14 protein-coding genes and 1 tRNA gene are annotated in these 13,259 nt (G+C 69.1%); 9 read left to right on the top strand and 6 right to left on the bottom strand.

What is annotated here, in order from left to right:
• Nucleotides 1–14: 14 nt before the first annotated feature.
• Complete coding sequence (locus M4D77_RS15850; protein WP_259936655.1) at nt 15–1,331, bottom strand: acyltransferase; 1,317 nt, start codon at nt 1,329–1,331, stop codon at nt 15–17.
• Between the two features lie 318 nt (nt 1,332–1,649).
• Here M4D77_RS15850 and M4D77_RS15845 point away from each other — a divergent pair.
• Nucleotides 1,650–1,725, top strand: a tRNA-Arg gene (locus M4D77_RS15845).
• A 45-nt stretch (nt 1,726–1,770) separates the two neighbouring features.
• Here the strand turns inward: M4D77_RS15845 and M4D77_RS15840 are convergent.
• A complete protein-coding gene (locus tag M4D77_RS15840) occupies nt 1,771–2,733 on the bottom strand; it encodes a GlxA family transcriptional regulator (protein WP_259936654.1) in 963 nt (320 codons plus the stop codon).
• Between the two features lie 82 nt (nt 2,734–2,815).
• Here M4D77_RS15840 and M4D77_RS15835 point away from each other — a divergent pair, with 82 nt between their 5' ends.
• Genes M4D77_RS15835 through cobF form a run of 3 tightly spaced genes read left to right on the top strand, consistent with a single transcriptional unit; the run spans nt 2,816 to nt 4,644 of the window.
• The gene (locus M4D77_RS15835) at nt 2,816–3,040 is read left to right on the top strand and encodes a hypothetical protein (RefSeq protein ID WP_159370316.1); all 225 of its coding nucleotides are present in this window, start codon (nt 2,816–2,818) and stop codon (nt 3,038–3,040) included.
• Nucleotides 3,041–3,070: 30 nt separating this feature from the next.
• A complete protein-coding gene (locus M4D77_RS15830; protein ID WP_068972458.1) occupies nt 3,071–3,880 on the top strand; it encodes an SDR family oxidoreductase in 810 nt (269 codons plus the stop codon).
• Nucleotides 3,881–3,882: 2 nt separating this feature from the next.
• The gene (gene cobF / locus M4D77_RS15825) at nt 3,883–4,644 is read left to right on the top strand and encodes a precorrin-6A synthase (deacetylating) (protein ID WP_259936653.1); all 762 of its coding nucleotides are present in this window, start codon (nt 3,883–3,885) and stop codon (nt 4,642–4,644) included.
• A gap of 154 nt (nt 4,645–4,798) precedes the next feature.
• Here cobF and M4D77_RS15820 read toward each other — a convergent pair whose 3' ends face one another.
• Together M4D77_RS15820 and M4D77_RS15815 are read right to left on the bottom strand one after the other, a co-directional pair.
• Entirely contained in the window at nt 4,799–5,548 is a 750-nt protein-coding gene (locus M4D77_RS15820) for an ABC transporter permease (RefSeq protein WP_247451706.1), read from the bottom strand.
• Nucleotides 5,549–5,557: 9 nt separating this feature from the next.
• The gene (locus M4D77_RS15815) at nt 5,558–6,298 is read right to left on the bottom strand and encodes a 3'(2'),5'-bisphosphate nucleotidase CysQ (protein ID WP_078113407.1); all 741 of its coding nucleotides are present in this window, start codon (nt 6,296–6,298) and stop codon (nt 5,558–5,560) included.
• Between the two features lie 25 nt (nt 6,299–6,323).
• On the opposite strand from M4D77_RS15815, the gene M4D77_RS15810 reads away from it, so the two are divergent.
• The 4 genes from M4D77_RS15810 to M4D77_RS15795 all read left to right on the top strand — a co-directional run bounded on the left by M4D77_RS15810 (nt 6,324) and on the right by M4D77_RS15795 (nt 9,153).
• Complete coding sequence (locus tag M4D77_RS15810) at nt 6,324–7,214, top strand: DNA-formamidopyrimidine glycosylase family protein (protein ID WP_058251551.1); 891 nt, start codon at nt 6,324–6,326, stop codon at nt 7,212–7,214.
• Between the two features lie 53 nt (nt 7,215–7,267).
• Nucleotides 7,268–8,011, top strand: coding sequence for an SDR family oxidoreductase (locus M4D77_RS15805; RefSeq protein ID WP_058251550.1), 744 nt, complete (start codon nt 7,268–7,270; stop codon nt 8,009–8,011).
• A gap of 61 nt (nt 8,012–8,072) precedes the next feature.
• The gene (locus M4D77_RS15800; RefSeq protein ID WP_137808950.1) at nt 8,073–8,600 is read left to right on the top strand and encodes a hypothetical protein; all 528 of its coding nucleotides are present in this window, start codon (nt 8,073–8,075) and stop codon (nt 8,598–8,600) included.
• Between the two features lie 19 nt (nt 8,601–8,619).
• Complete coding sequence (locus tag M4D77_RS15795) at nt 8,620–9,153, top strand: hypothetical protein (RefSeq protein WP_259936652.1); 534 nt, start codon at nt 8,620–8,622, stop codon at nt 9,151–9,153.
• Between the two features lie 2 nt (nt 9,154–9,155).
• On the opposite strand, the gene pgi is transcribed toward M4D77_RS15795, so the two are convergent.
• On the bottom strand, nt 9,156–10,853 hold the full coding sequence (gene pgi / locus M4D77_RS15790) for a glucose-6-phosphate isomerase (RefSeq protein WP_259936651.1): 1,698 nt from the start codon (nt 10,851–10,853) through the stop codon (nt 9,156–9,158).
• A gap of 102 nt (nt 10,854–10,955) precedes the next feature.
• Nucleotides 10,956–11,315 (bottom strand): chorismate mutase, encoded by a 360-nt coding sequence (locus M4D77_RS15785; protein ID WP_259936650.1) that lies wholly within the window; start codon nt 11,313–11,315, stop codon nt 10,956–10,958.
• Between the two features lie 98 nt (nt 11,316–11,413).
• Between M4D77_RS15785 and M4D77_RS15780 the strand changes: the two genes are divergently transcribed.
• On the top strand, nt 11,414–13,255 hold the full coding sequence (locus tag M4D77_RS15780) for a hypothetical protein (RefSeq protein ID WP_259936649.1): 1,842 nt from the start codon (nt 11,414–11,416) through the stop codon (nt 13,253–13,255).
• The last annotated feature ends 4 nt before the right edge of the window (nt 13,256–13,259 follow it).

Genomic DNA, 13,259 nt, shown 5'->3' with positions numbered 1-13,259 from the left:
CGGCGGACTCCTTCTCAGCCCCCCGCCGACTGACCGACTTCCACCGCCCGGTCCTGCTTCTTCTTGTTCCGCTTCGGCAACAGGGGGATGCGGGGCCGGGCGGTGAGCCATTTGCTGAACGGTAGGCGTAGGAGGACGTCGACGAGCGCCAGCGAGGCCGTCAGTACCAGCACGACCAAGATGATCGAGCGAAGGATCGCCGAATGCGGGAACCAGTCGAAGAGGCCGCTGAGGAATCCGACGCGTCCGAGGACGTCCAGGATCAGCGGGTGTACCGCGAAGACCCCGAAAGCGCGCAGGGTCGCCTGGGACACCAGTTTTCCGCCGGCGGGCCGGCCGGCGGCGCGTCGGTCATCCCAGACGAGGCCGATCAGCCACAGCAGGACGAAGCCGCCGATGTACCAGGGGAGCGACACCGGGTTCCAGGCCGTGTTGGCCTTCCACGGCACGTTGCCCGGCGATGTCGCCAGCAGGTATCCGGCAACGGTGAAGGCCGCGCAGCCCGCCGCGACCAGGACGACCGTCGCCATGTGGTCGCGGAGCCAGCGGTCGACCGCCTCGCGGTGCTGCGCGGCCAGCACGCCCATGGTGATGAAGAGCGCGTACATCGGCAGCGTCTTCCACAGGTGCTGGTAGGCGACGTCCCACGCATGACCCGACGGCCGGGGTAGGTACTGGTAGATGACGAACACCAGAAGCTGGATCGCGGTCCCGCCGGCCAGCATCAGCCACGGCCGGCTCCGGCCCCGCTCGAACAGCCACGAGATCAGCGGGAAGAACAGGTAGATCTGCATCGAGATCAGCAGGAAGTACAGCTGGTACTTGCCCTCGCCGACGAGGAGGTCGTGTGCGAGGCGGGGCGCCATCTCGCCGATCGGCGGGAACGGATTGTCGGCGATGATGATGTGGTCGGTGATCGTGTAGATCAGCGTCCATGCCAGGTAGGGGCCGACGACGAGCCCGAAACGACGCCGCCAGAACTGCCACGGCGACATCTCCCGACCCTGCATGCTCAGCACGAGGACGTAGAGGGTCACCGCCACGAAGCCGTATCGGGTCAGGTGGCACAGGGTGCCGACGAGATTCGCGCCCCTGATCTCGTCGGCACCGCCGTTGATGGCGTTGATGCTGTGCGCGACGACCACGAAGGTGAACAGGACGACCCGGACGAAGTCGGCGGTGTGCGCCCGACCGCGGGGCTTGGTCGTGGGCGCGGGAGGGGCCGACTCGGCGGGACGGGGTGCCACGGTGGCGGAGTCCGATGACTCGGCAGCGCTGGCCGTGGTCTCGTCGTCGTCGGCGGTGCGCGCCGATCCTGATGCCGCGTGCACCAACGAAAAGACCTCCCCGGGTGAAACGGTAGAACGTATGCGGTAGGCAGTGTACGGACCCAAGCTGGCAGGAACCTCAACGCCGGGGTGTCCTCAGTGGTGACGATCACAGCCGGAAATGTCCGGTTCGCGTCGGGTTCGATCGTACTGGTGCTCGCATTTCGACGCCGGGCGTCACACATCGTCGTGGGTGTTCCCGGCGACGGGGGGCGAACTACACGATCTTCACCATCTGAGGTGTGTGGTGTGGCCGGGTGAGGTCGCTCGCGTAGACTCCCGCTGTCGGGGAGCCGCGCCACCGTGGGCTCTTCGCGGTCCGCCTTCGTAGCTCAGGGGATAGAGCAACCCTCTCCTAAAGGGTAGGTCGTAGGTTCGAATCCTACCGAGGGCACCAGTCCGGCCGTTCCACTGCGCGAGTGCCGTCTCGCGGGGTTTCGGGCTACGAACTCGCGCCGGATTTCGCGAACCGCCGACGGTAGACGAGTGGCGAGACGCCGACACTCGCGGCGAAATGGTGTCGCAGCAGCGTCGCCGACGTGAAGCCGACCTGGCGTGCCACCTCGTCGACGCTGGCGGTGGTCGTCTCGAGCAGGTTCTTCGCCGACAGCACTCGCTGTTCGGTCAGCCAGCGGCGAGGCGAGATGCCGACCTCGTCGACGAAGCGACGCGCAAAGGTACGTCCGGACATGTGCATCCGGGACGCCATGTCGTCGATGCTGATGTCGCGGTCGAGGTTGGCCGTCATCCAGGCCAAGAGCGACCCGAAGCCCTCGTCGGTGCACGCCGGCATCGGGGCCTCGACGAACTGGCGTTGTCCGCCGTCGCGGTGCGGCGGCACGACCATGCGCCGCGCGATGCGGTTGGCGACGGCCGGTCCCCAGGATTCGCGGACCAGATGCAACGACGCGTCGATCCCGGCGGCAGTGCCGGCGCTCGTGGTCACGGGTCCGTCGTCGACGAAGAGGACGTCGGTGTCGACCTGCGCCTGGGGGAACATGCGCGCGAGATGGTCGCCGTAGCGCCAGTGGGTGGTGCACCGACGGCCGTCGAGGAGTCCGGCCGCGCCGGCGACGAACGCGCCCGAGCAGACGGTGAGGACACGTCCGCCGTTGTCGACGACCGCCCGGATGGTGTCCAGGATCTCGACGGGGTAGTCGCCGCTGACGCTTCCGCCGGGGATGACGACGAGATCGACGTCGCGGCACTCGTCCAGGGTGTGCGACACCTGGATCGACACCCCGTTGCCGACGGCCAGCGCGGTGTCGGGGTCCGGTGTGGCGACCCGGAAGTCGAAGGCGGGGACGTCGTCGTCGGTGCGGTCGAGGCCGAACACCTCGTGCACGACACCGAATTCGAAGAGCGCGACGTGTCCGTACAGGAGGACACCAACCGAATGCAGCACCTGACCAGTATGGCAGATAATTTGCGAACATTGACTGAACTGCCACTGGTGGCCGAAATGATGTGGGCGGAGGATTACTGCCATGACACTCCTCTTCATACTCGCCCTTGTCGTCGTCGCCTCGGTCGCCGGCGCAGCCGGCCTACTGAGTCTCACCGCGCGACGTACCCCCGTCGGCCAGCGGACGCCGGGCCAGCGGATTGCCGACTGGTTCACCCGGAATCCGAGGCGCCCCTACGGCCCCGACACCGAGCGTGTGGCTGCAGAACTGAGCATCCTCACCCGCCGGTACGACAAGCTCATCTGACCCGCCGGCCGCTGCGCTACCGTTGCGGTCGTGAGTTCACAGACTGTCCTCGTGACCGGCGCGACCAGTGGCATCGGGGCCGAGGTCGCCCGCCAGTTCGTAGCCAGGGGACACCGGGTCTACGGCACCACCCGCAATCCGGATTCCGTGCGCAACCCGATCCAGGGCGTCACCTATGTACGGCTCGACAACGCCGACTACGAATCCGCCGAGTCCTGCGCGGCCCTCGTCGGCGACGTGGACATCCTGATCAACAACGCGGGCGAGTCCCAGGCCGGTGCGCTCGAGGACACCTCGATGGCGGCCGTCGAGGATCTGTTCCGGGTCAACGTCTTCGGGCCGATCGCGCTGACCAAAGCGGTGTTGCCCGGCATGCGTCTCCGGCGCCGGGGCACGGTCGTGATGGTCGGGTCGATGTTGTCCAGCTTCCCGGTCGCCTTCCGGTCCAATTACGCCGCGACCAAGTCGGCGCTGAAGGCTTTCGCGCTCGCGTCGCGACGCGAGTTGGCGCCGTACGGGATACGGATGATCAGTGTCGAACCCGGCACGATCGCCACCGGCATCGGTGATCGCCGCAGCATTCACATCGGCGACGACTCGCCCTATCGCGCCGAGTACGAGACGCTCGCCGCCGCCACCCGGCGCAACGAGGACGCGGGCATCAGTGCGGCGAGCATGGCCACCCAGATCGTCGACGCCGCGCTGGCCGAGCATCCGAAACCGTTCTACGCCAAGGGCAATCAGGCGGGAGTGGTCTTCCTGCTCCGGCGTCTCGCGCCGCGACAGCTGATCCTGGACATGACCGCGCGCAAGCACGGACTCCCGAAGGTGAAGATCTGACCGTGCGACTCACCTTGCGAGTCATCGGGATCGGGCCCGGCGGACCGCGTCAGATCACGCTGCAGGCGATCGACGCGATGGCCGACGTCGATGCCTTCCTCGCGCTGGAGAAGGGCACGGCGAAGAGCGGCCTGCTCGACGCACGCCGCGCCATCCTCGACGAGCATGCGCGCCAAGGGCATTCGCTGGTGGAGATCCCCGACCCGCCACGCGACCGGGAGCCGGCGGACTACGACGCCGAGGTCCGGCGCTGGCACGCCGCGCGCGCCGAGCTGATCGCCGGCGCACTGCGCGACGAGGTCGGCGACGGGGGAGTGGCAGCTTTCCTCGTCTGGGGCGATCCCGCCCTCTACGACAGCACGCTGCGGATCGTCGACGATCTCGCCGCCCGCGACGACCTCGAACTCGAGGTCGAGGTCATCCCCGGCGTGACCAGCGCGAGCGCGCTCACGGCGGCCCACCGCATCGTCGCCAATCGCGTCGGCGAACCGATCCACACGACCACGGGCCGACGCCTCGCGGAGACGCCCGCGGGCGCCGACGCGAATCAGATCGTGATGCTCGACGCCGACCTCACCTTCCGGAACACCGCCGACCCGGAGGATCACATCTGGTGGGGCGCCTACGTCGGCACCGAGGACGAGATCCTGATCAGCGGCAAGGTCGGTGAGGTGACGGACCGGATCGTCGAAGCTCGCGCCGAGGCCCGGGACCGGATCGGCTGGATCATGGACATCTATCTGCTGCGGAAGAGTCGCCAGTAGCCGGACCCTTCGTGACGCGCCCTCCGCAGGCTCCGGGCGCTCCTCAGGGAACGGAGGGGCTGCGCTCGCTTCCTCGCACCTCGGGGCCCACCCCGCTCCCTGAGGAGCGAGCTTGCGAGCGTCACGAAGGGTCCTGGTGAGATGCGTCGCCAGATCACAGGTGCTCTCGCGCCACCAGTTCCACCGTCACGAGCATCGCGATGGAACTCACCGCGAGCAAGGCGATCAGCACGAACATCTGCATCGCCGCGGCCGCCCACACCGACGCCCCGCCGAGGACCATGCCGACGAACGCGCCGGGGATCGTGACGAGTCCCACCGACTTCGTCTGATCGAGGCCGGGGACGAGCGCGGTCGCCGAGGGCGGGCCGGCGATCTCCATCCGAGCGTCCCGCGGGTCGAAGCCGAGCGACAGCGCGGCTTCCACCTCGCCGCGACGGACCGACAGCTCGTCATGCGCCCGGCGTCCGGCGAGCGAGGCGGTGACCATCGCGCCGCCGAGCATGATGCCGGCAGTGGGGATCACAGCGATGCCGCGGGCAGGAAGCACACCGACTGTCACCAGAGCGGTGACGATCGCGATCGTCGGCGCCGCCACCGGCCCGGCACACCAGGCGGTTCCCGCCAGGCGGGGACCCCCCGGTCGCACTCGTCGGGCCGAGGTCCAGGACGCGGCGGTCGCCATCACCGCGACGAACAGCGCCGAGGCCCACAGGTGGGGGATGACGGCGGCGAGCACGGCAGCCAGCGCCGCGAGTTGCGCGCCGGCCCGGAGCGCGGCGACGACGGTCTCCCGGGCCAATCCGCTCCGACGGTTCACCAGCACGGCGACCACGGCCAGCAGTACGACGGCCACCACCAGTGCGGGCCCGATGCGCACCACCGCGTCGCCGATGCCGTTCACCGGTTCAGTTCACCAGATCTGACGCAGCGCGCCGAGCATCTCCTCGCGGATCTCGCTGCGGCAGATGACGAAGTCCGGCATGTACGGATGCCGGTTGTTGTATACGATCTCCGACCCGTCGAGGCGACTGCAGTGCAGTCCGGCCGCCAGGGCGACCCCCACCGGCGCTGCGTTGTCCCACTCGTACTGACCGCCGGCGTGGACATAGGCATCGGCATCCCCGCGGACGACGGCCATCGCCTTCGCGCCGGCCGAACCGACCGGCACCATCTGCAGACCCAGTCGGTTCGCCACGTAGCTGGTCTCATACGAGCCGCCCCACCGGGAGGTGACGAGACGCCGGGTCAGTTCGCCGGTGGTCTCCGCGACGGTGTCGGAACGGAACAGTTCACCCGTCGCGGGCAGCGACACCGACGCCTCGGTGACGATCCCGCTCTCGGTCAGGGCGACGTGTACGGCCCAGTCCGGCGAGCCGCCGGCGAATTCCCTTGTGCCGTCCAGGGGGTCGATGATCCACACGCGCGACGCGGTGGCCCGGTCGCCGACGTCGGCGGCTTCCTCGGACAACACCGCGTCGCGTGGCCGGTGTTTGCGGAGCACCGTCGAGATCCACGCCTGCGCAAGCGCATCGCCCACATCGCCGAGCATCGCGCCGCCGAGCAGGTCGCCCGAACGGATTCCGAGGAGTACTTCGCCGGCTCCCTGCGCGATCCGGGCGGCCAGCTCGGCGTCGGAAAGTCGGGAGTTCATCCCACAACTAGAGCACACTGGTGGCATGCCTGAGCTCCCAGAGGTGGCCGCCATCGCCGACTACGTCGACGGCCGTGCGGCCGGACTCCCGATCCGCCGGGTCGACGTCGCGTCGTTGTCGGTGCTGAAGACCGCAGACCCGCCCTACACGGCGCTGATGGACCGGATCGTCGAATCCGTCGGCCGGGTGGGGAAGTACCTGGTCATCCGTACCATTCCCGGTTCGGCGGCCACTGCGTCAGAGCCGTTGCTGCAGCTGGTCATCCATCTGTCGCGGGCGGGCTGGGTGCGGTGGAGCGAGGACCTGTCGCCCAAACCCCTGCGGCCGGGCGGGAAGAGCCCGATCGCGCTGCGCGTGCACTGCGGCCTACCCGGCGAGGGGTTCGACGTCACCGAGGCGGGGACGCAGAAGCGACTCGCGGTGTGGCTGGTCCGCGACCTCGCCGACGTCGAACGGATCGCCGGTCTGGGACCCGACGCGCTCGAGCTGACGTCCGAACAGTTCGCCGAGATCCTCGCCGGCACCACCGGCCGGATCAAGAACGTGCTCACCGACCAGCACACCATCGCCGGGATCGGCAACGCCTACTCCGACGAGATTCTGCACACCGCACGCCTGTCGCCGTTCGCGTCGTCGAAAACACTGAAGGCCGACCAGGTCGCGACACTCTACGACGCCATGCGCGGCGTGCTCACCGACGCGACCGGCCGTCTGGAGGGGCAGGCCGTCGCGCGGCTGAAGTCCGAGAAGCGCACCGGTCTGCGCGTGCACGCCCGCACCGGCCTGCCGTGTCCGGTGTGCGGCGACATCGTCCGCGAGGTGTCGTTCGCGGACCGGTCCTTCCAGTACTGCGCCACGTGCCAGACGGGCGGGAAGGTGCTGGCGGACCGTCGGATGTCGCGGTTGCTGAAGTAGGTCGCGTCGGGCGACCGGGAAGGCAGAACTTACCGGCCGGTAGCCTGGTCCTCGTGACGACACGGCAGAGGATTCTCATCACGGGTGCGAGTTCGGGGCTCGGGGAAGGCATGGCCCGACGATTCGCCGCCCAGGGACGTTCGCTCGCCCTCGCGGCGCGCCGCCGCGAGAAGCTGGACGCGCTGGCCGGCGAACTGCGGCCCACCGCCGCACAGGTCGAGGTCGCGACGCTCGACGTCACCGACGTGGACGCCGTCCCCGAGGTCTTCGGGAGGCTGGCCGACGGTCTGGGCGGTCTCGACCGGGTCATCGTCAACGCCGGACTCGGCAAGGGCGCACCCCTCGGCACCGGCAAGGCCGCCGCGAACATCGAGACGGTGCAGACCAATCTCGTCGGCGCGCTGGCCCAGGCCGAGGCGGCGCTGGAGATCTTCCGTGCGCAGAACGCCGGGCACCTCGTGCTGATCAGCTCCATCTCGGGTGTTCGCGGCATGCCCAAGGCGCAGGCCGCCTATTCGGCGTCGAAAGCCGGGCTGACGGCGCTGGGGCAGGGACTCCAGGCCGAGTTCGCGTCGTCGCCGATCACGGTGTCGGTGGTCGCGCCGGGTTACATCGAGACCGATATCAACCGAGGCGTGAAGACGTCCCTGATGGTCGAGACCGACAAGGGCGTCGACGCGCTGGTCAAGGCGATCGAGGCGGAGAAGGACTGGGCCCCGGTGCCCGCGTGGCCCTGGACACCCATCGCGGCCGCGCTGAAGTTCCTGCCGGCGTCGGTCAGCCGCCGACTGGTCTGACTTCTGTGATTCGTTCAGACAGCCGATGTTTCGCGTTCGACCCGCGGGCTACCGTCACGGGATGCCTGTTCACCGATTGCCGCGGCTGACGGCTGTCGCCGTGGCAGGTGTTGCGGGGTTCGGCTTGCTCGCTGGTTGTGCTCCGTCGGTACCGGTCGATCGTGACCCGATCCCCTCGGTGTCGACGTCGGCGCCGGCGTCGACCAAGATCGTGACCGCCGGACCACAGCGCGACGAACGGCCGGTGATGAGACGGTTCCCGCTCCTGCTGGGGTCGGGGGTCGAGGGCTGGGCGGCCGGCACTCTCGGGGACGACTCATCGGACAGAGTTCCTGGACCATCCACGTACTGGTTCGACGCGGTCGTGCACGTTGGTACCGAGCGCGCGGCAGAGTGGGCGGGGCGGTACGGCGCCGACCCGGTGGCCCCGCCTGACTCGGTGGCGGGCGCGTTGCGCGACCTGGTGCCGCCCGGCGGCTTTCTCGGCGGGCCCGCCCTCGACCGTGCGTTTTCGTCACCGGAGTGGCGCGCGACGGTGTACCTGTCGCTGACGACGGGTCACGTGGTCGTCCTGGGTATCGACGACTGACCTGCGTAAGGTGGCCGTCGTGGCGAACAAGCAGGGACAAATGGTGGCCTCTGGCGCGTTTCAGGTGTTCGGCGCTCGACAGCGGGATCAGGTCGGCGAACTGCTCGGCGAGATCTTCGACCGCACGGACATCGCGGCCTTGGGCTCCGACTGGCGGGGCATCGTCTACTTCACCCTCTCCGACGACGAGACCACCGCCGCCGACACGGTTCTCGGCTTCGACCCGTCGAGCGGGACCTCGGGTGAGCTGGCCACCGTCGACGAGGTGTCCGAGGCCGTCCGGACCGGTGAGGTCGCCGAGGCCGTCGACGTGGCGAGCTTCGATGCGTGGCGAGAGGCGACCGGTACCCGCGCCCTGGACATGGGTGCCTGCGTGCCACCCGCCCTGTATGAATTCCTCGGCGGTGATCCCGCCGAACGAGACGTCGAGCCAACCGATCTCGTCACCTACGTGGCGACGGCGGCCGCGATCAAGGGCCGCATCCAGTCGCTCGGCGTCGAACCCGGGGACGAGATCCCCGATGCGGTCTTCGACGAGGAGTACTGGAAGTAGCCTCAGACCGCGCGGCCCCGTCGTTCCCGGTACCACGTGACGAGGGCGTCGGTCGACGAATCGTCGTGCGTGTCAGGCGCTTCGGGTCGGGTGATGGTGCCGAGCAGTTCCTTGGCCTGGGTCTTGCCGAGTTCGACACCCCACTGGTCGAACGGGTTGATGCCCCAGATGGCGCCTTCGACGAAGACCTGGTGCTCGTAGAGCGCCACGAGCTGGCCGATCACCGACGGGGTGAGCTGGGGGGCGAGGATCGAGGTGGTGGGGCGGTTGCCCGGCATCACCTTGTGGGCCACGACATGTGCGGGTACGCCCTCGGCGGCGATCTCGTCGGCGGTCTTGCCGAAGGCGAGCACCTTGGTCTGGGCGAAGAAGTTGCTCATCAACAGGTCGTGCATGGAACCCGAGCCGTCGGGAGCGGTCGGCAGGTCGTCGGTGGGTTCGGCGAAACCGATGAAGTCCGCGGGCACCATCCGCGTGCCCTGGTGCAGCAGTTGGTAGAAGGCGTGCTGGCCGTTGGTTCCCGGTTCGCCCCAGAAGATCTCGCCGGTGTCGGTGGTGACGTGGTGGCCGCCGGCGGTGACCGACTTGCCGTTGGACTCCATCGTCAGCTGCTGCAGGTAGGCGGCGAAGCGGGCCATGTCGTTGCTGTAGGGCAGGACCGCGCGAACGCCGACATCCCAGAAGTTGTTGTACCAGAGGCCGATCAGGCCGAGAATGACCGGTGCGTTGCGTTCGAGGGGCTGGGTGCGGAAGTGCTCGTCGACCATGTGGAAGCCGTCGAGGAACTCGGCGAAGCGTTCCTTGCCGATCGCGGCCATCACCGACAGCCCGATCGCGGAGTCCACCGAGTACCGGCCGCCGACCCAGTCCCAGAAGCCGAACATGTTGTCGGTGTCGATGCCGAACTCCGCCACTTCGGCGGCGTTGGTGCTGACGGCGACGAAATGCTTTGCCACGGCGTCGGTGTCGGCGTCGAGCGCCTGCAGGAGCCAGGTGCGTGCGGCGGCGGCGTTGGTGAGTGTCTCGAGAGTGGTGAAGGTCTTCGAGGCGATGATGAACAGTGTCGTCTCGGCGTCGAGGTCGGCGAGGGTGCCGACCATGTCCGCGGGGTCGACGTTGGAGACGAAGTGGCAGCGGATCCCGGCGTCGACGTAGTGGCGTAGCGCCTGATAGACCATCACCGGACCGAGGTCGGAGCCGCCGATGCCGATGTTGACGACGTCGGTGATGGGTTTTCCGGTGTGTCCCTTCCACTCTCCGCTGCGGAGGCGGTCGGTGAACTCGCCCATCCGGGTCAGGACCTCGTGCACGTCGGCGACGACGTCCTGGCCGTCGACGGTCAGTGTCGCATCGGCCGGCAGGCGTAGCGCGGTGTGCAGGACGGCGCGGTCCTCGGAGGTGTTGATGTGGGCGCCGGCGAACATGTCGTCGCGGATCTCCTCGAGACCGACCTCGCGGGCCAGGCTCATCAGGAGTTCGAGCGTCTCGCGCAGCACCCGGTGCTTCGAGTAGTCGATGTGCAGATCGCCGACGTCGACGGTGAGTTCGCGCCCGCGCGTGGGATCGATCGCGAACACCTCACGCAGGTGCATGGCGTACACATGCGGCTGATGAGCCGCGAGCGCCTGCCAGGACTGCGTCGCGGTGATGTCGCCGTGGTCGGTGCCGGTGAAGTCGCTGCCAGGTGCCTGGGTGCTCATGACCACCAACCTTATGTGCTCGGCGTCGTGCCCGCGACGGTCGTCACACGTGGCGCGCAGGCGTCAGCGGATCACCGCGTCGGTGTGCGAGGGGCCGGCGGGTCAGCGGCCCAGTGGCCCTCGCCCCAGACGCAGCAGCAGCATCGCGAGGGTGTGTCCCTCCTGGCCGAGATCCTGGAAGCGCTCGAGCACTTTCACCTCGCGGCTGTGGACCAGGCGGGGGCCGCCGGAGGCCATGCGTGCGGCACCGATCTTCTTCGACACCGCCGACCTGCGCTTGATCGCGGCGAGGATCACGGCGTCGAGCCGGTCGATCTCGAGCCGCAGCTGGTCGATGTCGTCGGGCAGGTCGCCGACCTCGGATGAGAGCTCGTACTTGTCGAGGTCGATCGAGTGCTCGAACGACGTGCCGCCGGACGGGCGGGGGTCCTGAGCGCCGGGGCTGCGGCTGCGGTCGGTCACGCGCCCGATTTTGCCACGACGCCCCGCGACGACCCGCATGCGGCCGAGTCACCCGACCCGACCACGACGCCGCTCGCGGCACATGGAAACTGGAGCGCATGCCCAATGCGCGGATGGTGTCCCTCGTCGCCCTGTCCCTGATCGTGGGTCAGCTGATCATCCGGGGCTGGCTCGTCGCGACGGGCAACTTCTACTGGGACGATCTGGTCCTCGTGGCACGCGCGTCGTCGAACCCGATCCTGTCCTGGGAGTACCTGGGCCACAGTCACGACGGGCACTTCATGCCGGCGGCGTTCCTGCTCGCCGGGGTGGCCACGTGGCTGGCACCGCTGAACTGGGCGCTGCCGGCGCTGATGCTCGTGGCGATGCAGGCGATCGCGTCGGTGGCGGTGTGGCGGATGGTGCGGGTCATCGCGCCGCGCGCCCGCATCGGTGCACTCGTCGCGCTCGCGTTCTATCTGTTCAGTCCGATGACGGTGCCCGCCTTCGCCTGGTGGGCGGCCGGCGTCAACACCCTGCCCCTGCAGGCGGCGATGGCGTGGATCGTCGCCGACGCGGTCCGCCTCGCACGCGGTGACGTCGACGACGCGCGACGCCGGCTGGTGTGGATCCGCTCGACGATCGTCTTCCTGATCGCGCTGGCGTTCTTCGAGAAGTCGTTGTTCATCCTCCCGGTGGCGTTGGTGGCCGCGGTCCTCGCGAACGGCGGTCCCCGCGCGACGAGGGCGACGCTGCGGGCCGCCCGGGAGCTGTGGCTGGCGCTGACCGTCGTCGCCGCGTCGTGGGTGGCGGTGTACTTCATCACCACCGACCCGACGTCGGGTGAGCATTCGGTGGCGCAGACCGCGCGCCTGGTCTGGCGGTCGGTGACCGATGCGATCGTGCCGTCGCTCGTCGGCGGGCCGTGGGAATGGGAGCGGTGGACGCCGAGTCCGCCGACCGGCTTCCCACAGATGTGGATGATCGTCGGCGGCTGGCTGGTGCTGGTCGCGGTGACCTGGTGGGCGGTGGCCCGCAGACGCGGCGGCGCGGCGATCGTCGTGTCCGCGTTGATCTACGCCGTGGCCGCCCAGATCCCGGTGATGTGGAACCGGTCGAGCCCGCAGACGGCGATCGAACTCGCCCAGCACATGCGCTATCTCCCGGACACGGCGCTGGTGTTCACCATCGCTCTGGCCCTGCTGTGCGCGGCGCCGGCCCGGACCACCGACGTGGGCGGACGGCATGCGCGCACGTCCGACGCCGAGGCCGGGCGCGATGAGGAGCGGTCGGCCGCGCTGCCCGCGTTCGCGTCCGTCGTCGGTGCGCTCGTCGTGGTGTCCGCACTGGTGTCGCTGGTCTCGTTCTCGTCGTCGTGGCGGGACAACCCGACCGGCGACTACCTCGAGACCGCGACCGCATCGCTACACGACGCGGCGACGCAGGGGCCGGGCGGCGTGACCATGCTCGACCAGTCCGTGCCCCTGGAGATCCTGCAACCGTTCGTCTACCCCGACAACCAGATCAGCCGCATCTTCGGCCGCGTGGAGCCCCGGCCCGACTTCGGGGTGGCCACCGACCGGTTGTTCGTGCTCGACACCGCGGGAAATCTCGTGCCCGGCGGCGTGACCCAGCGTCGCACCATCTACGCGGGGGCGGGGACCTGCCGGACCCCGGAGGTCGACGGACCCACCCGACTGCGACTCGACGGTCCGCTCTTCTCCTGGCCCTGGACGATCGCGCTCAGCTACTGCGCGACCCGGGACGGCGAGATCGAGATCGCGCTCGCGGACGGGGAAGCGGTCCGGGCACCGGTTCGCGCGGGACTGGGGTCGGTGTATGTCCGGATCAACGGTGGCGGCGACCACGTCGATCTGCGGCCACTGACGCCGGGGCTGCGGCTGCACACCGGCGCCGGCCGGGTGGGCGAGGCCGCCGAGGCGCGCTTCGCGGGCGGCTGAGTTT

It is taken from the genome of Gordonia sp. p3-SID1431 (assembly GCF_025143765.1).
Lineage (GTDB): Bacteria > Actinomycetota > Actinomycetes > Mycobacteriales > Mycobacteriaceae > Gordonia > Gordonia hongkongensis.
Note: the sequence above shows the minus strand (reverse complement) of the source record. Positions and strands in the feature narration are given on the sequence as shown.